The organism is Flavobacterium sp. 2755 (assembly GCF_031455715.1).
Lineage (GTDB): Bacteria > Bacteroidota > Bacteroidia > Flavobacteriales > Flavobacteriaceae > Flavobacterium.
Genome location: NZ_JAVDTG010000007.1, coordinates 31,193 through 54,674 on the forward strand (window position 1 = coordinate 31,193; position 23,482 = coordinate 54,674).

Consider the following 23,482-nt stretch of genomic DNA (forward strand, 5'->3'; position numbering starts at 1 on the left):
GTTCAATTAAGCTTTACTTTATATTTTCTTATATTACTTATATGGTTTTAAAATATTTTTAATTTCCCGTAAAAGTATACGTCTGCCCCGCTTTCATATTTACATCATAAATATTATAATTTGGCAATTGTACTTTAGGTAATTTTGCTTCTTTAGAAATAATAGGTTTCTTCACTTCAACATCATAAAACAACGGATTCGAATTTTTCTCTTTTGCTTTTTTTATTGAAGATCCTTTCAACGTATTCTCTACTTTCAATCGGCAGTTTCCTCCTATTCTCGAATAGATTTTCAACTCCGAAATTTTATAGTTTTTCCAGGTCATATCGATTACAAATCCACCTCTGGCAACCAAACCTTTTATGCTTCCGTCTCTCCAAACAGTTGGTAAAGCAGGCAATAAATGAATTGCATCTTCCTGACTCTGCATGAGCATTTCGGCAAATCCCGCTGTGCATCCAAAATTTCCGTCAATTTGAAAAGGCTGATGCGCATCTAACATATTTGGATATGTTCCGCCGCCTTTTCTTTGGTCAGCTGTAACCAAATGCAGTTGATCCTGAATCAATTTATAAGCATGATTTCCGTCTAATAATCTCGCCCACAAATTCACTTTCCATCCCATTGACCAGCCTGTAGATTCGTCTGTTCTGTAAATTAGAGATTGTTTTGCAGCTTCAAATAATTCAGGTGTTTTAATTGCCGAAATCTGATTACTCGGATACAATCCATACAAATGCGATACATGTCGGTGATTGTCTTTCGGATTATCCCAATCTTCTTGCCATTCCTGTAACTGATTGTATTTACCTATTTTCATTGGAGGCATTTTTGCCAAAGCATCGCTTATTTTTTTCACATAAGCAGCATCTGGAGAAACCAATGCCGAAGCTTCCATAACATGCGTAAACAAATCAAAAACCAGCTGATTGTCCATTGTTGTTCCTGATGCAATTGTTGCTTTTCCAGTTCCGCCTGCGTGTGTGTTTTCAGGCGAACTTGACGGAACAACCACTAAATATTTTGTGTTAGGATCTATAACCATAAAATCTGAAAAGAAATCTGCAGCACCTTTCATGATTGGATAAATTTCTGCTAAATACTTTTTATCTCCCGTGTATAAATATCTTTCCCATAAATCTTGACAAATCCAAGCACCGCCTGTCGGCCACATTCCCGAAGCAGCCGCATCTACCGGAGCTGTTACACGCCAGATATCGGTATTGTGGTGTAAAACCCAGCCATTTGCATTGTACATCGTTTTAGCTGTCTCAGCACCCGTTACCGCTAACTCTTTTGCCATTTGTACAAAAGGTTCATGCATTTCCTGCAGATTGGTTACTTGTGCTGGCCAGTAATTCATTTCGGCATTGATGTTTGTGGTGTATTTACTGTCCCAAGGCGGAGTGACCATATCGTTCCAAATTCCTTGTAAATTGGCTGGCTGTCCTCCTGGCTGTGAACTGGAAATTAGAAGATATCGTCCGAATTGGAAATATAAAGCAGCCAATTGCGGATCGAATTGTTTTGAAAAATCTCTAATTCTTTCGTTTGTTGGCTTTTTCTCCAAATCATTCGAACCTAAATTTAAGGAAACTCTGTTAAAGATTTTTTGATAATAATCAACATGAGCTTTCTTAATCGTTTCAAAATCTTTTGTTTCGGCTTTCGCCAAATAGTCTTTGCTTTTCGCAATTTCATCTCCTGAAATATCCTGATAGTTTTTGAAGTTGGTTGCAATTGAAATGTATAAAGTCACTTCATCGGCTTTATTAATGCTTAAAACTCCGTTGCTGGCATCAATTTCTCCGCCTTTATTTTTAGCCGATAATCGTCCCTGAAATTTTACTTTTCCTTTTACGCCTTCAAAATTACTTCCTAAACCCGAAAGTATAATCTGATTTCCTTCTGTCGAAGCAACCGTTTTATCTATCGGACTGTTCATAAAAACGTTACACGTAATTTGTCCCGGCTGACTTGCAGAAAGCTTAACCACAATAACCTGATCTGAAAATGCGGTTAGAATTTCTCTTGTAAATTCAACTCCATTTACTTTGTATTTTACTTTTGCTGTGGCGTTACTGATATCTAAATCACGGTAATAATCGGTATATTTTTGATGTCCGGCAAATGAAATATAAACGCTTCCAAAAGTCTGATACGGCATTCCGTCATTGGTTTGCGACATTATATCTTGTGTCGCCAAATCCTGTGCTTCGTCAAATTTTCCGTCAAAAATTAATTGACGAACAATTGGAAGTGCCTTAATCGATTTGGAATGCGCATTGCTGTTTGGAGAACCCGCCCAAATCGTTTCTTCATTCAATTGCAAACGTTCAACCGCTGGATCACCAAAAACCATTGCGCCCAAACGACCGTTGCCTAATGGCAAAGCTTCGTTCCAAATTGCAGCTGGTTTATCGTACCATAATTTCAGGTCACTTTGAGCTGTTGCGGTAAAGGAATAAATTCCAAAAAAAATCGCCGTTATTTTATTTCTTAACTTCATAAATATATTTTTTCCGCCACGAATTACACGAATTGGCACTAATTTTTTTTATAATTTTTAGCCACAGATTAAAAAGATTATTTGGATTTCTTTTTTAAATAAATAATCTGTGTAAATCCTTTTAATCTGTGGCAGAAAAAAAATAATTCGTGCCAATTAGTGAAATTCGTGGCAACCTTTTTATTTCTTAACCTCGTAAACTTTCAGATTTTTTTCTCCGAACATTTCATATAATTTGTTGATGTCTTTTAAAGCATTCGTAGGCAGTTTTTCTCCTTTATCTCCAAAAACAAACAACTTTTCTTTTGGTTCAATTACACAAGTCGATTCGTCGATTTCTCCTTTTTCATTCTTCACTTTATTCAAATCTAAATTTAAATATTTCGCCATAAATGGGTACAAAGCCATACGTTTCGAGATTCCGAAATCATGTCCTTCTTTTGCAAAATGAGCATTTTCGACTAAATCTTTCTTTCCGTACAATTCATAGGTTCTTTGAATAAAAGGAAATTCCAATTCAGGAACTGCTAATGTCCAGTCTTTTCCGTCAGAAACGATTAATTGTGGTTTTGGCGCCATCATAGCTGAGATTTCAGCATTGTTTGTTCCATTTCCACAAAGGTGAATTCCACGACCGCTTTCACATGGACAACCTCCTGAGAAATGAGAAGAAACCATTACAACCGGAGCCGAAACTTTTACTCGATCATCAATTGCAGCTAAAAACATGGTATGTGAACCACCGCCAGAACCTCCAGTAACACCAACTCTCGACATATCAGCATTTTTTACGGTTGCTAAATAATCCAGAAAACGAATTCCAGTTAAAACCTGAACCGTCGATGCAATGCTGTTTCTATGCGTTTCTTCCGGAAATTGTAGTAATGATTCTCCCCATGCAAATAAATCATAAGATACAACAATTGCTCCCATTTTAGCCATGATTGCACAACGGTACTGTTCATCTTTTCTATATCTTCCATCTCCGAAATGTCCTTCAGGCGTTAAGATAACTGCTGCTTTTTTATTTAACGGATACGGTTTGTAAATCGATCCTGTTGCATAAACACCCGGCAGAATTTCTAAAGCAATATTCTCGACACTGTAATCTTTATAAAGTCTTTTTGGAGTTAAAAGTGGTTTAGATTTTGGCATTGGGGGAGCCTTTTCTAATCCAAATGAGGTTATCATACAAGCTTTTAACTCCGTTTTACGTTTTTCCCACTGTTCTTTAGTCGAATAAAGGCTTTCCAAATAAAACAGGCGTTCTTTTCCTTTATCAACTGAAACTTTATGGTTTTCATATTTACGAATAATGTAGGTTCCATCAGGCTGTTTGAAATACATCAATTCAAACGGAGCCAAAATATTAGTTAACGAAACTGCCAGATTTCCCGGTTCAATTCTCCAGTCGGCATAATCGAGTTCTTTTCCTTTTAGTAAACCTCTGTCGTCGTTTATTGTTACATTAAAAACAGTTTCTATTTTTTTTAGTGTTTCTGAAACTGGTTTTCTAAAATTAGTATCAGAAGTGCTTTGAGCGTTGACAAATGTCCAAGCAAGGAATAAAATTACTGTATATATGTTTTTAATTTTCATTGTTTTTGGTGTTAAACTAGCTTAAAATTGAACGCTGATGACACGGATTTACTTCGTAAAGACGCAGATAAAAACGGATCTTTTTATTTTTTTTGAATTGCCTCCTGCTTTAGCTGGAGGAAATATTTTTAGATTCTACATTGGCTTTAGCCTAACTTATTCATTTTGCTAAAGCCCTATGACTTGACTTCTTTTTTACCTCCAGTTAAAACTGGAGGCAATTCAATTTTACATTTTCAAATAGAACAAAAAATCTGTATAAATCCGCGTCTTCGCGATAGCGAATCTGCGTCATCCGAGTTCTATAATTTGCATTCTATTGTATAATTTCCTGATCCAAATTCCAAAACCGGCTTTTGAGACTTTTCATCAAAACCCGTTCTCACTTTTTTATTATCAATTTTTATTTCCGAATTTTTAGCAACAGGCAGTTTTATTGTTGCCGTTGTATTTACAGGAATCTGAACCGTCAAAATAAATTTGCCATCTTTTTTCTCCCACGAAGAAGCAATTTTTCCATAGACAGATTGATAATCTGCTTTCGCGAAAGTCATATCTCCTACTACTTCCGGCTGAATAAAGAAATGTTTAAATCCAGGTTTTTCAGGATCAGACATAATTCCTGCCAAGCTTTGGTAAAACCATTCTTCAATTTGTCCTAACATAAAGTGATTCCATGAATTTCCTTTTGTCGGGTCCCATTGTTCGGTTAAAGTCGTTAAGCCAAATTTAATCTGAAAACCATAACCCGGCGCATCATAATGATTGTGCATTCTATACATAGTTTCATTTTCTCCGTTTCTCGCCAGAGTCTGAAATAAATATCGATTTCCAACATCTCCCGTTGTTAAACGATCGCCTTTTTCTTTTATGTCAGCTAATAGGTTCTGCATTACAGCTTCTTTATATTGCGGTTCGACAATATTCATAAAAATTGGAACTGAGTTACTAAACTGGCTGTTTGTTCCATATTGTTTGGTTTCAGCATTAAAAAATTTTGCATTAAAAGCGGTTTTAATTTCTGAAGCCAATGTTTCATACTTTTCAATATCTTCAGATTTCCCTAATAATTTCGCCGCTTTTGCTACTAAATAAGCTCCGTAATAATAATGTGAAGTCGCAGAAAGTGCAATTGGACTATTTTTAGAATATCCTGCGGCATGTGTTCCGTAATCGTACCAATCACCTAATCCGTGCGACACAATATGATTTTCTGCTTTGGTTCCTAAATAATCCACGTAGTTTTTCATTACAGGAAAATATTTTTCTAATAAAGAAGAATCTCCATAATATTCATAATACATCCAAGGCAGAATCACGCCTGTTACGCCCCATTCTGGAGAATCGGTAAAATCACCTCCAAAAACTACATATTCAGGAACAATTGTCGGGATTAAACCATTATCTCGCTGTGAATCTGAAATGTTCTGCATTAACGCTGGAATGTAATTTTCAAGATTATAATTGAACATTAAACCCGGTCCGTTCAACTGAATTTCTTCTATCCAGCCTAATTTTTCTCGCTGCGGACAATCGGTAAAAACACTTTGGAAATTACTTTTTATTGAATTATTAATCAGCTCGTGCGTTTTATTGAAGATTTCATTTGAACATGCAAAACTTCCTGCTTCACCCGCCGAATTATAAATGAAATTTGATTTTAAATCAACCAAAGTCGGAAACTCGACATTTTTAGCTTCTTTGTAATTGATGTTTTCAATTTGAACATATTGATAACCGTAGAAACTGAATTTTGGTGTCCATTCTTCTGTTCCTTCGCCTTTTAAGGTATAATCGTAATAATATGGTTTTCCTGATCTTCCCTGCGCTATTGTGCCTTCTTCATTTAATCCTTCAGCAACCCAAACACGAATCGTCTGTCCTTTTTTTCCTTTTACTTTGATAGTTGGAAATCCAGAAAGATTCTGTCCCATATCAAAAACATAAAAATTTGGTTTAAGTTCTTTAACTGTCTTAATTTTATATTGTTTCTGAATTATAACTGGCGGTGCTGTCTGCGGTCTTAAAACTCCTTTTGGAGCTTCCTGAACGACAACTTTTTTCCAATTCGAATCTTTGAAACCTTTACTGTTCCATCCTTTTTGTTCTAAATTGGCATTGTAATCTTCTCCACCAAAAATACTGTTGTAGGTAATCGGACTTTTGCTGTATTTCCAAGTTTCATCTGACTTTATAATTTCTTCTGAACCATCATTATATTTGATTTTCATTTTAAAGAATAAAGTCGGCGGGCCAAAACTCACGAAGAATTTGGTATATCGTTCTGCCAATGTATTGTACATTCCGTTTCCTAACAAAACACCAATTACGTTATCGCCTTTTTGAAATTCTTTTGCACCTAATTCATAAACATTGTAATTAACTGTTTTATCGTAATCTGTCCACAGCGGTGCAAACTGGCTGTTTCCCACTTTTTTTCCGTTGATGGTTAATTCGTAATGTCCTAAACCTGAAATATAAACTACGGCTTCTTTGATTTCTTTTTTTACTTCGAAAGGTTTACGAAGCATAATACTTCTGCGTGACAATGAATCAGAAGCGTTGATAAATGAGTTCTTTTTTTCTCTATTGAAAGTCGCTGAATGATAATTTCGGCCTTCCGGCAGATGACTGTCAGCCTTTGTAATCGCCCCAATCCAAACCGGATTCAAATCTGATTCTAAAGAAGCGGTTCTGAAAGATGCTGTTTTACTCCATTTAGAAACTTTTCCAATTTGATTCCAAACTTTTACTTTCCAGAAATATTTGGTCTCGTTTTTTAATGTATTTCCTCCATAAGCAATCTGCAGATTTTTTAGAGAATTTACTCTTCCGCTGTTCCAGATATCACCTTCGTCATTTTGCAGTTTTTCTTCCGAAGAAGCTACTAAAATAATGTAAGCAATTTGTGATGCATTCGATTCTTTTGAAACCAACTGCCAGCTAAATCTCGGCTGGTTCTGAACTACGGTTAATGGGTTTTCAGCCATTTCTGTAGTTAGATGTACGGGCAAAATTTGTCCATTCGAGATGAAAGTGGCTAAAAGAATTAATATAATTTTAAAATGCTTCATTTCTTATTGTTGAGATTAGCACGCGGATGACGCAGATTTACTTCGTAAAGACGCGGATAAAAACTGATTTTTTATTTCTTTAAAAATAAAATCCGTGCAAATCTGCGTCTTCGCGATAGCGAATCCGTATCATCCGCGTTCTATTTTTATAGCTTTTTCGTAATCAACGATTGAATATTAAATACCGCTTCCGGAATTAATTTTCCTGTTTGTGGTAAATCATCATAATCGTCCGTGTCCGGTTCTGTATCTGCATTTGGAGAATACCTTTGATCACCAGTACGGAACATAATGCGCTCAAAGCCGTCTACTGGAGCATAAAAAATTCTCGTTGATTCTTTTTCGTCGTTTACCTTTATCGTATACGAACGGGTTTTAACATTCAGTTTCACGTTTATTTTATATTCTTTTCCAGCTTCATACTTTGTAACTCCGCCAAAACGAGCACCATTTTTTGCTTTTAATTGTCCATCCGAATCAAAAACCAATCTCACCGCTGGTAATCCTTGTTTGTTTTGAAATTCAACCTGCAATAAACCGTGGTTATTTTGCTCTGGTTTTACTGTGAAAGTTACTTCCATTTTTTCTGCAAACGGAATCACGCGTTCTGCACGGGCATAATCAAAATTGTCCTGATCTCTTAATGTCAGCCATTTTTTGCCATCGGCTTTCTTTTCAATTTTAGTAGATGCCCAAGAAAGATCATACGTATTCCATAATTTTAATTCTTGTCCGTCTGGAAGTTCGTTAAAAATATCATTGACATTTTCTGTTACAACCGAAGTTACCGGAACAGGAATCGACGCTACCCAAATATCTTCTTTGTTCATACTGTAACTTACCCAAAGTTTTCCGTCAGGCGGAGTTCCATCACCTTCTGAAATTCCGCGAACATATTGCGGGCCTGCTGATTTGTAGTTTCCGCCATAACGCATCGGGCTAATTTCTCCGTGAACCAATAACAAATCTTTGTAAGTCAAACCGTCATCGCTTGTTGAAATCGCCAAAGGCCAACGATATTCTGATGGATTATAAACTGTTGCATAACGATTATCAGATGTTTTTTGTCCCCAGATTTTGGCATTGCTGTTTACAAAACCGGGAGCACGAAGCGGATTATATTCCCATGTTTTTCCGCCGTCTTTACTGATCGAAGTTAAAGCGTGTTTCCATAAACCTACGACATTTCCGTTTGGTAAATGATACGAACTTAAAGCTTTATAAGGCTTTTTTAGCGGAATCAATTCATCGTCACGATCGGCTTCTTCCACCCATTGCTGTAAAACCAAAGGATCTGATAATATTTCTTCGCAGGCTTTTTTCAGTTCTTTGTCTTTTGCCTGTGTATAAAAAGGAAAAGCCGATTTCGTTTTATCCCAAGATTTATTGTATCTGATGAAATAAATTTCACCAAAACTTCCGTCTTTTTTGATTTCACGAATCACACGTCCAATTCCTTTTCCGTCGTTTGGATCGTCTTTTTCATCCATAGCAATTCCATAATATGCCAAGGCAAAAAGTCGTTTGTCTTTTGAGGTATAAAAGCCCATTCTTTGATGCATAATCGCATCAAGATTTTTGGCAACACCCTCTACACCTTCCTTTTTCCATCCGTCAGGAATATGATAAATGGGGAAAATTACTTTTGGCATTTTCCAGCTTACACCGTCTTTTGAAGTCATAATCAAAGTCTGGCTTGGCGGAATATGTTCTCCCGCAGGATCACTTAAATACTGCAGATAAAAAGTATCATTCCAATACGCCATTGTAGGCTGGTGATTGTATGTCCATCCAAAACCATCTGCTTTTTCGGGATGTTCGCGGCTTGCACGCATGATTTGCGTAGCGTGAACTCCAACTGCTGGACTTAATTGTCCGTGGTGATAATCGACATTGGAAAGTGTTTTACCAACATAACGCACAGTGTCGTTTTGTGCATTTATAGCTGTACAAGCCAATAGAATTGTGGCTGTAGTTAAGATGTTGTTTTTTATGTTTTGGAAAGCAATCATGTTTTTTGTTTTTTTTTTGCCACAGATTAAAAAGATTAAAAGGATTTTTATCTTTGAACTCTTTATAATTTTTCAGGCAGATTAAGCAGATTTACATTTTTAATTAATAAATACTATAAATAAAAAAATCATTTTAATCTGTGAAATCTGTGGCCTTATCTTTTATTTTCTTTCAATTAATCCTTTTAAAACTTCTTCGGAGATTGTTGTGATCGTTCCGTGTTTGTGTCCTTCTGGAAGGCTTATTTTTGATGAAACATCTTCAAAATGAACAAAATCTGAAGTGCTTAAAGCTTTATAATTTTTTGAACCGTAATTGTCATAATACAACAGCCAGTTTTTACCGACTTTTACTACTGTTGGTCCTTCTGATAAATATTCTGTCAAAGGTTCAGAACTTTTTTGAAACGGACCTAAAGGCGATTTCCCAAAAGCTACTTTTATATTTCGCATTGGTCTTGTGTTGTCTTTTAAAACCAAAACATAATCTTTTTTTCCTTTCTTTACAATCACACAGTCAATCACGCTGAAACCCGGATCGTAATACAATTTCTTGTCTGAGAATGTTTTAAAATCCTTTGTGGTAACATAATACATTCTGTGGTTATTTTTCTCTTCTTCCACTCCTTTTTCAAATCTAAACGGAATTGTTGATGCCCAGATAATTATGTATTCTTTTTTTACATCATCATAAAAAATCTCTGGTGCCCAAACGTTTACGACTTCCGGTTCGTTTTTCATTACCGGAATATATTCTTGTTTTGACCAATGAATTAAATCTTTTGAACTTGCATATCCAAAACCGTTTCCGCCTTTCCAGTCGGTTGTCCAAACCATATGATAGGTTCCATCAGCTCCTTTTGTGATTGACGGGTCACGCATAATTTTGCTTGTTCCGATTTCTGGTTTTAAGAATGAACCTTCTAAACCTTTCCAGTTGTAACCGTCTTCGCTGTACGCCAAATACAAACCTTCTGTCGCGGGTTCGCGAAACGACGTAAAAAGATATAAATCTTTCTTTTTCTGCGAATAACTGATCGCAAAAAGGGAAAAGGTTAATATGATGAATATTTTTTTCATGTTGTCAAATTAAACACGGATTTCACTAATTAGCACGAATTAAATTGGTGTAAATCCGTGAAATCTGTGTGATATTATTCTTTTGTGTAATCTATTCTATAATTGCTTTTTTATCTAAAGAAGCTCCTTTTTTAACCGGTGTTGTTACATTATTAAAAACATTGTTTTTCAGGAAAATATTCCTTGTTTCTTTTCCATTTGCTTCGATAAAAATATCCGTTGCATTAAATGGAAAATTATTATTAATCAACGCATTCGAAACATTCTCTAATTTGATAACCGGAATTCCTTTTATTGGTGTTGAAGATCCAACGTTATCTAAAATGATATTTTTTGAATGTGATATTTTGAAAGAAGAACCAATTGTCGCATTTACTTTTACATCATGAAATTCTACATCTGTCGCTGTGTTTACCGTAAAACCTTCTTTTCCGTCCATGTTGATGTTTGAGAACGTGATGTTTTGAATTGGCATTTCGGTAATTCCTAGAATTTGTCCCGCTTTGTTTACGTTTGAAGCTGTTATGTTGCTCATGTGAATGTTTCTAAAAATCGGAGTCTTTTCGGTTACAGGTTCAGCTTTGGTGTCTTTATCATAAAAAAGACTCAATACGATTGCTTCTTCTTTTATGTTTTTCATCACGATATTATCTACGCGAATATCTTCTACAACACCGCCTCTTCCTCGTGCTGCTTTAATTCGAATTCCGCGGTCTGTTCCGTCGAAAACACAGTTTGAAATGGTGATTTTTTTGATTCCGCCCGACATTTCACTTCCAATAACAACGCCGCCGTGACCGCTTAACATGGTACAATTTGTAATTGTAACATTTTCTGTTGGAACTCCATATTTACGTCCGTCCTCGTCTCTTCCTGATTTGATGGTAATACAGTCGTCTCCAACGCTTATATGACAATTTGAAATATGAACATTTTTGCAAGACGATGGATTAATTCCGTCTGTATTTGGTGAATGCGGATTAAAAATTGAAACCCCGGTTACGGTTACATTATCGCAGAATTCAGGATTAATCGTCCAAAAAGGCGAATTTTGGAATGTTACGCCTTCGATTAAAATATTTTTACAGCCATAAGCCTGAAAGAAAGAAGGTCTGAAAAACTTTTTATCGATTGTTCTTTTATAGTAATCAGAATATACAATTCCCTGATTTTGCTCTTCCCACATTTTTTGGTATTTCGTTAACGGAATCGGGCCTTTTGCAGTTTCGATTCTATAGACTTCATTCCACCATGCTTTTCCTTGTCCGTCGATTACGCCTCTTCCAGTAATGGTGATATTTTCGGCGTCTTTGGCATAGAATAAGGGCGAGAAAGATTTCATTACTAATCCTTCGTAACGCATTTCTACGTATGGAAGATAATCATCAAAATTGTCTGAAAATTTTAAAAGTGCACCAGAATCTAAATAGATTGTGATATTACTTTTTAGTTTTAAAGCTCCGGTTAAATATTCTCCTGCTGGAAAAAAAATGGTTCCACCGCCGTTTTTAGATGCTTTTTCTATGGCATTTTGAATGGCTTCGGTACATTTTATTCCTTTGTTGTTTCCTCCTTCATTTAGGATGTTTAGCCAGCCGTCGTTTGCAAAAGCGGTGTTTAATCCTGTTATGAAGCAGAGAATTATTAATATGTTTTTCATAGCTGTATTTTTTTGTTTCACGCAGATCTGGCAGATTTTAGCAGATTAGCGCCGATTTATATTTTCAAAATTTCTGCAGAATCTGCTTAAATCTTTTTAATCTGCGTGAAATATTTTATTCTCATTTTTTGTCATTGAGAGGAACAAAGCAATCCCATTTACAAAATCAAACTTTGTGTCTTATGGTTAGTGAGGTTGCTTCGTTCCTCGCAATGACAAGCTGTGTGGTTACTTTGTACTTAAAATCAAAACCCAGTCATTACCATCTTCTTTTTTACCTAAAGGCTGGAATTCTTTAGTTCCTTTATTATCTACAATTCCTATTTTTATTTTTTGTCCATTTCTTGGATTGTACCAAGTTCCTGTGACTTTATCTCCAGAAATCTTGCCCATATTTACTTCGATTTTTCTTCCGTTGTAAGTGTAAATCAAAGCGTACTTTTTTCCTTTTATTGCAGAAATGTAATCGTATTTTTCTCCTTGGTTAGCAATTAATGAAGTATCTGGAATTCCTTCTAAAAACGGAAATTCTAACATTAGTTTTTTGATGTAAATCATTTGCTTTGCTCCTGGCGCATCAATTGCCGATGTCCATAATTCTTTATTCCCGTACGCTGGTTTATCTCCTTTTCTGAACATTTGCATTACGGCATTGTGTCCGTATGTATAACCGGCTGCACCTGAAAGTACCGACCAATATCCGTAACGGCGAACATCATTTGCTGTCCATTTTGGTTGTAAAGTATCGTGTAAACCGTGTGGAATTCCTTCGTAAGATGGTTCTCCATCGAGTGTAGGTTTTGTTGGTTTTAATTCGAAATCTCTTAGAACGAATTTGTAATTGTCTTCTTTGAAATTCGTTTTTGATGAATCCTGATCGTATCTTCTGTGCCCTGACTGAAACATATTGAAATCCAGCCATTTTTCGTTGTGAAAGTTTTCTGAAGAATCGGTTCTCCCAAACGGGTGAAAAGTCACTAACTGATTTGGATTGTTTGTTTTTAAGGTATTTCCGATGGCGTTCCATATATCCTGAAATTCATTTCCATGTGTATCGCCTCCGTTTAACCAAATTACGTTGGATCTGCTTTTATATCTGTCAGCTAAAAATTTAGCGTAAACTATTGCCTGTTCTTTGCTTACTTTATTTCCTTTTGAAACGTTTGTTCCCCAAACCGGAACCATTGCAACATAAATTCCGTTTTTCTGAGCCACATCTAAAGTATAATCTACGTGATCCCAATAATCGTATTCTGATGTGTTGTTGAAATTGTTTCCAGATGTTGTTAATGGTTTTGAAACATCTTCGTTGATTAAAGCAGCATCGCCATAAACGTTAACGGCATTTATATTATGCAAAACCATTACCTGAACAACATTGAATCCTTTTTCTTTTCTGTCTTTAAAATATTTATCAATGCCTACTCTGTCTAGTTTTCCGAATGTCAGCCAGCCTGTGTCACCTAACCAGAAAAATGGTTTTCCATCTTCAGTAATAAAATAATGCTGGTTTTTAGAAACTTTAATTTGAGGCAGTGCGCCTTTTGTTGATTGCGAAAATCCGCTTTGTGCTGCCAGCAGAAAGCTTATACTTAAGACGAATAAATATTTAATTTTCAGATTCATTTTGGTTTATTTTGAATTTATGTTTTTTTGGTTGGGCCACAGGTTTAACTGATTGAACGGGTTTTCGCTGGTTTATTTTTTTCATGCAGATTGAACAGATTTATTTTTTAATTTTTGATTCTTAATCTTTAATTTTTAAAATTATCTGTGTAAATCTGTTTTATCAGTTCCATCCGTGGGCAATTATTTTTTCACTACAAAAAGCACTTTTTCTTTTATTTCGGATTGTGGGATTGTTATTTGTTTTCCTCCGTTTATGTTTGCTTTTTTGGTGATAATTCCTGTTGTGGCGCTTATTGTATATACTTCGAAAGTTCCTTTTTCATTTGATAAATCAATTGTGATATCTTGGTTGTTTTTTAAATAGAAAAGATAGCTTTTTCCTTTATTTTCTAATTTCCAAAGATTATCTGAAAACGTGTTTCCGTTCACTAATTTCATTTCGCTTAAAGCGGAATAAAATTCCGGAAGTGCAATTTTTGGAATGTTTGGCATTGAAGCTCCTGCCATTAAAGCTGGCCATCCAAATCTTGAAGAAGCATCTGTCGAATATAAAATAACTTTTTCAGGATATTTTTCTCGATATTCACGAACAGCACGATACACCTGATCGTCTGTTTCTTTTCCGGTTTTTAATTTTCTTGCGTGTTGTCTTGGTGCTAAATTTAATCCGCCTTGTGGTGCGTATGCTGTTCCGTCTTCTTTATAATACCAATAACGAATGTCTATTAAATCTACTGTTTTGGCTCTTTGTGCATCATTTAAAATAGCATCCTGAACATCTTTTGTCGCGCTTAAACCAATAATTCCTTTTTTACCTGTTTCGTCTTTCCATTTCTGTACTTCATCAATCCAAAATTCCATGAAATGAAGCGGACCCGTATATTCGGCACTTGTTAATTGAATTACGTTGCTGTTTTCCTGAAAATTTTCTAATGATTTACGAATAAATCCTTGGTGCAATTTTCTTCTGGCAGGATTGTTAACGTCGTAAAATTGCTCTGCCATAAAGATACGTTTGTCACCCGCATACGGCGGCGGTTCCGGAAAACCTGTACTGTTTATATTATTTGCCGAACGCCAAGGTGAACTCGCCCAATGCGCTCCGGCTTCTATAATATTATGTTGAAAATACTGCTGATTGATTAGCAATTGTCCTTTGGTTTCTGCCAAATCTGCAAAAAGAGACAAACGATCCCAATACCAATCATTGAATTTTGTTAGATCGTATTTACTCAATTGATCCCAGGCTAAATCCTGTCCGCTTCTTGCGAATGGCTGTTCGTAAAATGGCGGCCAGACATCGGCATCAAAACGGCGAACTCGTTCGTGATCGTCCATTCTTCGCTCGTACCATAAACCATAATTATGTTCTAAAACGACCATATTATTGGTACTTAAATAATCTGAAACTTCGTTGATATTGTCTGTAAAACCTGTTCCGGTTCTGCCGGGAACAAATCTGGTAACGTCTGGTAATGACTTAGAAATGTCGCTGTCTCTAAGACTTCCTCTCCACCATGGAACACTTAATCGGTTTCCTGCTATTACTTTATTATCATAAGTAAGCCAGCCATTTTTTGTTATTACTTTATTGTTGGAATTTATATTTTGTGCCGAGTTTATCTTTAAATCATTGGCATTTTTAAGACCTGAATTGTTCGTATCAATTGGATTTGCTTTTGAAACTTCTGCAATCCATTCCAGTAAACTTTCTTTTGGAGCAACTGAATTTTTGGTTAATTCTTGTGCTGCTTCAACTTCGGGACTTGATGAAGGTTCTGAACCTAAATCATAAATAAAAGGTTTTACAGGAAGTTGTCCTAAACGATTTTCTAATTGTGCATAAAACAAACTTCTCGGATTGATATGTCCGTTTACATCTTTCCAATGACCGTCGCCAGCCATGATTCCGCCCCAAGTTCCAAAAGCCCAGTTTTGTGCTGTTGGCGGACTGTAACATTCTATTTTAGATGCTGATGTTTCCCAGATTACACTGTTTGCAGCGGTCCATCCTGCGCCTCTGCCATTTTGTTCTCTATTATTATAACTTAAAGCATGCCCGTCTATATAAGAAACTTCAAATAATACTCCAGTTGCCCAACTGCCTATTGCTCCGCTATTATTAAAAGGCATAAACGACTCGCATTGAATAAATGCATTTGGTCCTGTCGTTCCAAATCCGCCTACTGCAAAATCGTGGTAACCATATTCTGAGTAGCAACGTTGAAATAGTGTTTGCTGCCCTTCGGTATAAAAAGTATGACGTCTAAAACCTGCGATTTCAGAAACAGGTTCTGTTGCGATACAATCTTCAACTGTAATTTGCTGCGCTGATTTTAATAAGGCGACCGCTCCTCCAGAAAAATGCTTGAAATTCACTTGTTTTACCCACGCATTTTTTGTGTTTTCGATGCTAATTCCTAGCCATCTGTGTTCTTCGTCTTTTGGTTTTGACTGATCATAAGTTGATTTCATCAGAATATTTTCTATTCCGATTTGCTCAATTCTTCCTGACCAAGAATAAACCGTTACTTTGGCTTGTCCGTAAACATCATCCAAAGTCATTGTTAACGGTGCATTTAGCGTTACTTCATTACCATTAATGTTGGTTACGACTCTACTCCATGTGATATCCCAATCATTTTTCTTCCAACCAACCCAACCGGTTTCTGCTCCAAAATCATCCATTTTTAATTCTTTAATCCAATTATCGGTTAAAGGTTTAGTGATGATAATTTCATCAGATGGTTTTAATTTAGAAGTATTTTTTAATTGGATTTTTTTTGTTCCAAGTGGTGTATAAGCTGTATTGAATTCAAAAGTTTCTCCTAATTTTTTATCATCAGTTCCTAAAACTCTAATTAGTGCTTCTCGTTTTAATCCGGTTCCTAATAGAATTGTTCCGTTTTCAGTATTTCCGCTTCCGCGTAAAACGACTCCTGATTTTTTAATGAATAAAGTTCCGTTGATTTTAAAGATTCCTTTATCTAAAAGTACAGCGCCGCGAAATCCTGATTTATTTGGTTTCAAATTACTTACATAATCAATTGCTGCCTGAATTCTTTCTGTGGCATCTTCTTCTTGTTTTGAAACAAAAATTTTATTCTCCACATTCGGAATTGCTATTTCAGAAGCCATATATCCTGCATATGAAAAATCAGGAATTTGATTTCCTTTGCTGTCTGCCGTAAAAGAAAGTTTTCCTTCTTTTGTTTTTACAATATCTGGGAAATTGTTTTGTGCTGTGATGTTTTCACCAAAAGACAAAGCCAAGCACACTAAAACCAATGTGTATTTGAAAGAAATAATATTTTTTAAATTATTGAAATTCAATTTTATAGAATTTTAAATTTTACATTTTTCGCAATCTTGTCATTTCGACGAAGGAGAAATCGCACTAGAAACTCCGCACCGAAAATCGCCAATCTTTGTCGAATAGCACATGTGATTTCTCCTTCGTCGAAATGACAAACTTTAGGGACATTCTTTATGCTTATTAAACCTGACAGGTTTTAAAAACCTGTCAGGTTTGCTTTGAGAATATTGACGTGACTAAATTTAAGACTTTATTGCAATAATCCTTTTGATTTTGCTAATGTATCTGTATTGTTTTCGGTTTTTGTCCAATCAATTTTACTGTTTGGATCAATTCCGTTAAAATATTTCTCGATGTTGGTATATCCGTCGCCGTTTGCATCTTTGTTGGCGTCTGAAGGATCATTCGGGTTTAAACCATTTTTCTTTTCCCATGCGTCTGGAATTCCATCATTATCAGAATCTTTATAGGCTTTTCCTTTGTAAACCGGATAACCGCCTACTTGGTCAGGGTGTGTTATAATTCCTTTTTTATAAGAGTCTGCAGGTAATCTTCTTTTAATAAAATCTTTTCCAATGGCGTTTTCTAAACCGTCTTTAACTTCAATTTTTCCTGTGCGAACTTGTTTGATAATTCTTTCGTCAACCATGTCTCTTTTAGGAATTGTTGCTCCAACATTATTTAAAACAAATTCATAGGCTTCTTCTGCTTTCATAATGGTAATATGAGGCATTGTAAAAGCTTTTGGCTGTTTGATATATTCTAAATATGATTTTACTTCTGCTTCGGGAAGATCTTCTAATTGTACACCGCCATTCCAGTTATCGGCTGTAACTTCTGGAGAACCAACAATAAAGTTTCCAGAAACATAAGCTCTTCCGTATGTTTTTGGTTTCATATATCCTGATTCTGGTTTTAGAATTCTGTAACGAATTGGCTGATCTGAAGGTGTAATTGGTCCAGGTTTGAAATAATTATTGATGATGTTAAACATCGAACGATAATCTCCTCCGTCAAGGGAACGGTTCCACCAATTGAAAATCACATTGTTTACGAAATTAAAATCGCCGTACATTCCTATAGAGGCATTTCTTGAAATATTATCAGCCCATAAATTACGCATAAACGTGCTGTTTAGTCCGCCAATTGTACTTCCGAAGGCATGATTGTAAGTATCTAAACCTTCTGAAGAAATGGTATTTTGAATGGTAATATTACATGCTGGCAGTTTTTCTAATTTAGATTTTTCATTGGCAGCAAACTGATGTCTGTACAATGAAATATTTTCGTCTAATCCCCAGCTTACTGAGCAGTGGTCTACGATTATATTTCCTATTGGATTTCCGCCAAGTGCGTCATCTCTTCTGGTTACTTCTGTTGCACCACGACGAAAACGCATATGTCTGATAATAACGTCGTGTGTATCAATTTCTAAAGTTTCTCCTGCAATGCAAATTCCGTCGCCTGGAGCAGTTTGTCCTGCAATTGTAACGTACGGCGCACGCATGCTGATTCTTTTTTTCAATTGAATTATTCCAGAAACATTGAATACGATTGTTCTGGCTCCAACGGCTTCACAGGCTTCGCGAAAAGTTCCTTTTCCGCTGTCTTCTAAACTGGTTACTACAAATATTTTTCCGCCGCGGCCGCCTTGTGTAAATGCTCCGCCGCCTTCAGCTCCCGGAAAGGCAGGAATATCTGCCTGAACGAAATCTTTAGGGTAAGATGCCCAAGGTAAATAAGGTTTTCCTTGTTTGGCTTCTGCCTGTATTGTACTGTAATTATTTTTCCAGATTTCGGCTAACCTTTTTTCTTCATCGGCCAATATTGCATCGGCTTTGTCTTGAAGCGGTTTCGGAATTTCTGGATATTGTGCATATGCTGAAGTAAAGAAAGAACAAAATGAAAAAATCATCATGGTTCTTTTTAATGTGGTTATTGGGAAGATAGTCTGCATGAAAAGATAATCTAAGGTTTATAGTTTTTTGGTGTAAAGTTTATAGCGTATTATTCTTTTGAAGTAGAATCCTTTACTTTACTTTTTTCTTTTTCTTCAAGACGTTTGTGCCAGTCAGCACTTTCCTTGTTTAGATCGTAACCTTGTTTTGATAAATAGTTATTGATTCTTCCTTTGTATTTACCAAACCATCCGTGTTTTTCTTTAGATGAACCGCCGTCCATTGCATGTTCTCTGGCTTCTACTAAAGCTTTATAGATATAGTCTTTTTGTTCTGCAGTTAAATTTGGAAGCATATCATTATAACCTGCAACAGTTATTGGAAGTACTCCATAAGTCATTCCGTCTTTAACTTCAGTAATTTTGTCTTCTGATAATTCTTTTCCTAATTTTTTAAGGTAAGATTTATGCAGTTTTTCAATTGATTCATCTGCTTTTGATTTTAGTTTATCAATTTTCTCGTTTTGTTTTTCTTTTGCTAAACTGCTATCGTCTTTTATTTTTTTGATTTCAGCGTCTCTTCCATCCTGAATTTCGCTTAAATCCCTAAATTGCTGTGCTACAATATTTGAAACTGATGTTTCTTTTTTAGCATCTTTTAAGTCTAATTTGGCAACGATTTTTGCTGCTCTTTCATTGGTTATTTTGATATATTCAGGATCTAAATGCTGCTGTGCATTTAATGCTGAAAATGTAAAAACCAATGCTAAAAAACTGATATTAAATTTTCTTAATGCCATCTTTTCGTGATATTTTAATATTTAAAAACATTCTCATTTCATTGCGAAACAAGAATGTTTTCAAAATGTTTCTTATTTTAAATCTAATATTGGTCGAACTAATGTTTCTTTATTATTAGCAAGATCTTTCCAGTTTACTTTTATTGCTGGATTTACACCGTTGATGTAATCTTCAATATTTGTATATCCGTCTTCGTTTAAATCTCCTTGTGCATCTGATGGATCATTTGGATTTAAACCATATTTTTTCTCCCATGCGTCCGGCATTCCGTCTTTGTCTGTGTCTACATAAGGTTTTCCTTTGTATTCTGGATATCCTCCAACTTGAGAAATATCTGTAATGATTCCTTTTTTATAAGAATCCATCGGTAAACGTCTGTGTTCGAATTGATAAAATTCTTTTTTCTCTAATCCTTTTGCGTATTCAGGAACTCCTGTTTTTACTGTTCTTACGATTCTTTCGTCCACTTTATCTCTAATTGGTAAAGTTGCTCCAACATTTTTAAGTACAAATTCATACGATTCTTCTGCAGTCATGAATTTATTGAACCAAGGCATTGGGAAAGGTTTGTCTGCTTTCATTTTATCGAAATAGACTTTTGCTTCGTCATAAGACATTAATTCTCCTTTTTTATTTTCAAGTTGAATTCCGCCGTCCCAGTTGTCTTTTGTTACTTTTTCATTATTGTTTACTACGTTTCCGTTTGCATAAACTCTACCAAAAACCATATATGGTAATTTGCTTCTTCCTGATTCTGGTTTTAAGATTCTATAGCTTATTGGCTGAGATAAATCAGTTACTGGACCTGGCTTGTAAAAGTTATTGATGATGTTGTAATTTGCTGTATAATCACCTCCGTCTGTAGATCTGTTGTACCAGTTGAAAACTACATTGTTTACAAAGTTGAAAATTCCGTTCCAGCCGATAGAAGGGTTTCTTCCTGCGTTATTAGCCCACATATTTCTCATAAAGGAACAGTTTTCTCCACCTAAAGTACTTCCGAAAGCGTGATTGTAAGTATCCAAAGCTTCTCCGAATAAACTGTTCTGGATTGTAATATTTACTGTTCCTACTTTTACATCTGCATAACCTGCACCCGGGCTGTAAATGTGTCTGTAAATTGACATATTTTCATCTAATCCCCAAGTTGCTGATACGTGGTCGATCATAATATTTCCAACAGGATTTCCTCCAATTGCATCATCACGACGTCCTACGAAAGTTTCTCCTCTGCGGAAACGCATGTGTCTGATAATTACATCGTGTGTGTCGATCCAAACTGATTCTCCGGCAACACAGATACCGTCACCCGGAGCTGTTTGTCCTGCAATTGTGATGTATGGTGCACGAATAATTAACGGACTTTTGATTCTGATAATTCCTGAAACATTAAATACTATTATTCTTGCTCCTCCTTGTTCACATGCGTCACGAAGCGTTCCTGGACCGCGGTCTTCTAAACTTGTTACCGTGTAAACTTTTCCACCGCGACCTCCAAAAGTGAACATTCCGCCTCCTTCTGCACCCGGGAAAGCAGGAATTTCTGCCTGAGGTAAATCATTTGGACGAGATGCCCATGGAATGTATGGTTTACCGTGTTTTGCTTCTTCTTCAATAACTACTAAAGCTTTAGCCCAAGCTTCATCAGAAAGTCTGTTTGCTTCGTCTTTAATAGCTTTTTCCTGCGCCTGAACTTCTGCACTTAATTTTGGGTATTGAGCGAAACATTTTGCATTTCCCAAAAACAGCAGGGTCAAGATAAATAATGCGGAATTTTTCATGTTAATTTTGATTTTGGTAATTCTGTTTAAACAAATCACCTGCATCTAAGTAGAATACAGGTGAAGATTTGTCATGTTTAATTTTGTTGTTTATTATTAGATATGCTTAATGATTTAGGGCAATTCATCGTGCTTATCTTATTCTTGATAATTATAAGTTCCTGCACCTCCAAAATTATCATTCCAGCCTATTGTTTGTAATAACCAAGGGTTAGATGTTAAAGCTGTTGTATTAAGACCACTTATGTAATAGTTTGGATTGAATTTAATTTTAACGGCTGCTCCACTAACATTATCCATTGGTGTAACTAAAGTGGCAAGTACAAAATTATCATTATAATATGCCGCTAATGTACTTAACTGTGCTTCGAAATTAGCCGAATCAGGATCTGCAAGTATGCCTGCGCGTGAAGCTGCTAAAGGATCTGCTGCTGTTGCAGTTGTTTTGTACTGCAGGTAATTTCCTGTTCGCTGAGTTCCATTAATAGGTGCTAAACCTAATTTTTGACAGCTGTTGCTTGTATTAGGTCCAAGTGGTTCATCGCTGTATAATTTCCAACGTTGTACATCCCAGTAACGTTTTCCTTCGTATGCTAACTCAACTCTACGCTCATATAATACCGCTTCTATAGCTGCATATTTATCTGCCAATGTACCAATTCCATAATTGTTTGCTGCAGGAATACCAACACGAGCTCTGATTTTTCCTAAATAGGCTAAAGTATTACCCGTTTGCCCTAATGCTGCATAACATTCTGCAATATTCAATAGTAACTCTGCATAACGGTATTCCATAATGTCAGTTGGTGAATATGCATAATTTACGGCATTGGTTGCTGTTGTATTTGTCATTTTTCGAACAAATGCAGGGCTTGTTGATGTACTGTTAAGGTCATTAAAATAAGGTTTATTCTTATTATCTAACCAGCGGTAAGACCATAGAACTGCATTAGCATTTTCTTTATATCCCCATTTAACTCCTGAGAAAGCAAATGTTCTGTAAAATCTTGGGTCACGATTAACGAAGAATGTAAAATCATTGTATCCATTTGCAGCAGTTGGTCTTCTACCATCTCCCATTGGAAATAAATCAATCATTTCTTTTGGAGCAGAAACACCACCGTTTCCTCCTTGACTTGGTAAACGAATCGATTTCTCCCAGTTATTGTTTATGTTAAAATTTACATCACTATTTGAGCTCGATAAAAGCTGAACAGTGATTGCTTCTCTACACTTAACATTATCAATTAAAAACATGTCATTCCATTCTTTAATTGAATTTCCATACAATCCATAACCATTTTGCGTTAATACACTTTCTGCTGCCAATCCAGCATCCAGAGCTGCTTGCCAACGCTCATTTGAACCATCCCAGCTTTTATTAAATAAAGGACTCGCAAAAGTTAATAACACACGAGATTTTTGAGCTAAAGCTGCTCCTTTTGTAAAACGTCCATAATTTGCAGAATTCCAGTCTCCAGGCAATAAACTAGCTGCCATGTCTAAATCTGCTACTATTTGAGCCACTACCTCAGATACTTTTGCTCTTGGAAGTTTTATACTTTCATCATCTACAGATGGAGACATAACCTTTGTAACGATAGGAACACCACCATAAGTACGCATTAAATCAAAATACTGTATAGCACGCATGTAATACATTTGACCTTTTGCCTGATCGCGGAATGTTTTATCTAAAGCAGCTCCTTTTACATCAATATCCTCGATTAAATTATTACATTCTCTAATTCTGGTATAGGCATTATTAACTAAACCGGTACCAATTTTAGCACCAAAATAATCTTTTGCTACATCAGGACTATTAAGTAGTTTACTTGGATTAATATAATCCTGAACTCCTCCCTGCTCTTCTGTTAGTTTCGTGTTTACATCATTATAAACCCCAATTACAGTTGATGTTGGTGATTTAAAAGCTGCAAAAAAATCAAAGTATTGATTATCAACATACGCTTGTACACGTGCCTGACTTTGATAGAATGAATCATCATACTGTCCGATAGGCTTAACCTCTTCCAGGAAATTCTCGCTGCAAGAAACACCTAAAACAAGTACAAGTGCTGAAAGTATATATATATTAAGTTTTGTTTTCATAATTGATATCGA

Annotated in this window: 12 protein-coding genes; all 12 read right to left on the reverse strand. The window is 35.8% G+C overall.

What is annotated here, in order from left to right; translation table 11 throughout:
• Positions 1 to 58 precede the first annotated feature (58 nt).
• Positions 59 to 2,509, reverse strand: coding sequence for a glycoside hydrolase family 95 protein (locus J2Y38_RS16495; RefSeq protein WP_309844612.1), 2,451 nt, complete (start codon positions 2,507 to 2,509; stop codon positions 59 to 61).
• A 180-nt stretch (positions 2,510 to 2,689) separates the two neighbouring features.
• Entirely contained in the window at positions 2,690 to 4,108 is a 1,419-nt protein-coding gene (locus J2Y38_RS16500) for an acetylxylan esterase (protein ID WP_309844614.1), read from the reverse strand.
• A gap of 302 nt (positions 4,109 to 4,410) precedes the next feature.
• The gene (locus J2Y38_RS16505) at positions 4,411 to 7,182 is read right to left on the reverse strand and encodes a glycoside hydrolase family 78 protein (RefSeq protein WP_309844615.1); all 2,772 of its coding nucleotides are present in this window, start codon (positions 7,180 to 7,182) and stop codon (positions 4,411 to 4,413) included.
• Between the two features lie 146 nt (positions 7,183 to 7,328).
• A complete protein-coding gene (locus J2Y38_RS16510) occupies positions 7,329 to 9,194 on the reverse strand; it encodes an exo-alpha-sialidase (protein ID WP_309844617.1) in 1,866 nt (621 codons plus the stop codon).
• Between the two features lie 162 nt (positions 9,195 to 9,356).
• Positions 9,357 to 10,274 (reverse strand): glycoside hydrolase family 43 protein, encoded by a 918-nt coding sequence (locus J2Y38_RS16515; protein WP_309844619.1) that lies wholly within the window; start codon positions 10,272 to 10,274, stop codon positions 9,357 to 9,359.
• Between the two features lie 91 nt (positions 10,275 to 10,365).
• Positions 10,366 to 11,934 (reverse strand): glycoside hydrolase family 28 protein, encoded by a 1,569-nt coding sequence (locus tag J2Y38_RS16520; RefSeq protein ID WP_309844621.1) that lies wholly within the window; start codon positions 11,932 to 11,934, stop codon positions 10,366 to 10,368.
• 228 nt (positions 11,935 to 12,162) lie between these two features.
• Positions 12,163 to 13,560, reverse strand: a complete 1,398-nt coding sequence (locus J2Y38_RS16525) for a glycoside hydrolase family 140 protein (RefSeq protein WP_309844624.1) — start codon at positions 13,558 to 13,560, stop codon at positions 12,163 to 12,165.
• Between the two features lie 183 nt (positions 13,561 to 13,743).
• Positions 13,744 to 16,896 carry a DUF6298 domain-containing protein gene (locus tag J2Y38_RS16530; protein WP_309844625.1) on the reverse strand — a complete coding sequence of 1,051 codons (3,153 nt, stop codon included), beginning with the start codon at positions 16,894 to 16,896 and terminating at the stop codon, positions 13,744 to 13,746.
• Positions 16,897 to 17,129: 233 nt separating this feature from the next.
• Complete coding sequence (locus tag J2Y38_RS16535; RefSeq protein ID WP_309844628.1) at positions 17,130 to 18,836, reverse strand: polysaccharide lyase; 1,707 nt, start codon at positions 18,834 to 18,836, stop codon at positions 17,130 to 17,132.
• Positions 18,837 to 18,886: 50 nt separating this feature from the next.
• On the reverse strand, positions 18,887 to 19,576 hold the full coding sequence (locus tag J2Y38_RS16540; RefSeq protein ID WP_309844631.1) for a DUF3826 domain-containing protein: 690 nt from the start codon (positions 19,574 to 19,576) through the stop codon (positions 18,887 to 18,889).
• A 72-nt stretch (positions 19,577 to 19,648) separates the two neighbouring features.
• A complete protein-coding gene (locus tag J2Y38_RS16545) occupies positions 19,649 to 21,358 on the reverse strand; it encodes a polysaccharide lyase (RefSeq protein WP_309844634.1) in 1,710 nt (569 codons plus the stop codon).
• A 138-nt stretch (positions 21,359 to 21,496) separates the two neighbouring features.
• Complete coding sequence (locus tag J2Y38_RS16550) at positions 21,497 to 23,470, reverse strand: RagB/SusD family nutrient uptake outer membrane protein (RefSeq protein ID WP_309844635.1); 1,974 nt, start codon at positions 23,468 to 23,470, stop codon at positions 21,497 to 21,499.
• Positions 23,471 to 23,482: the final 12 nt, after the last annotated feature.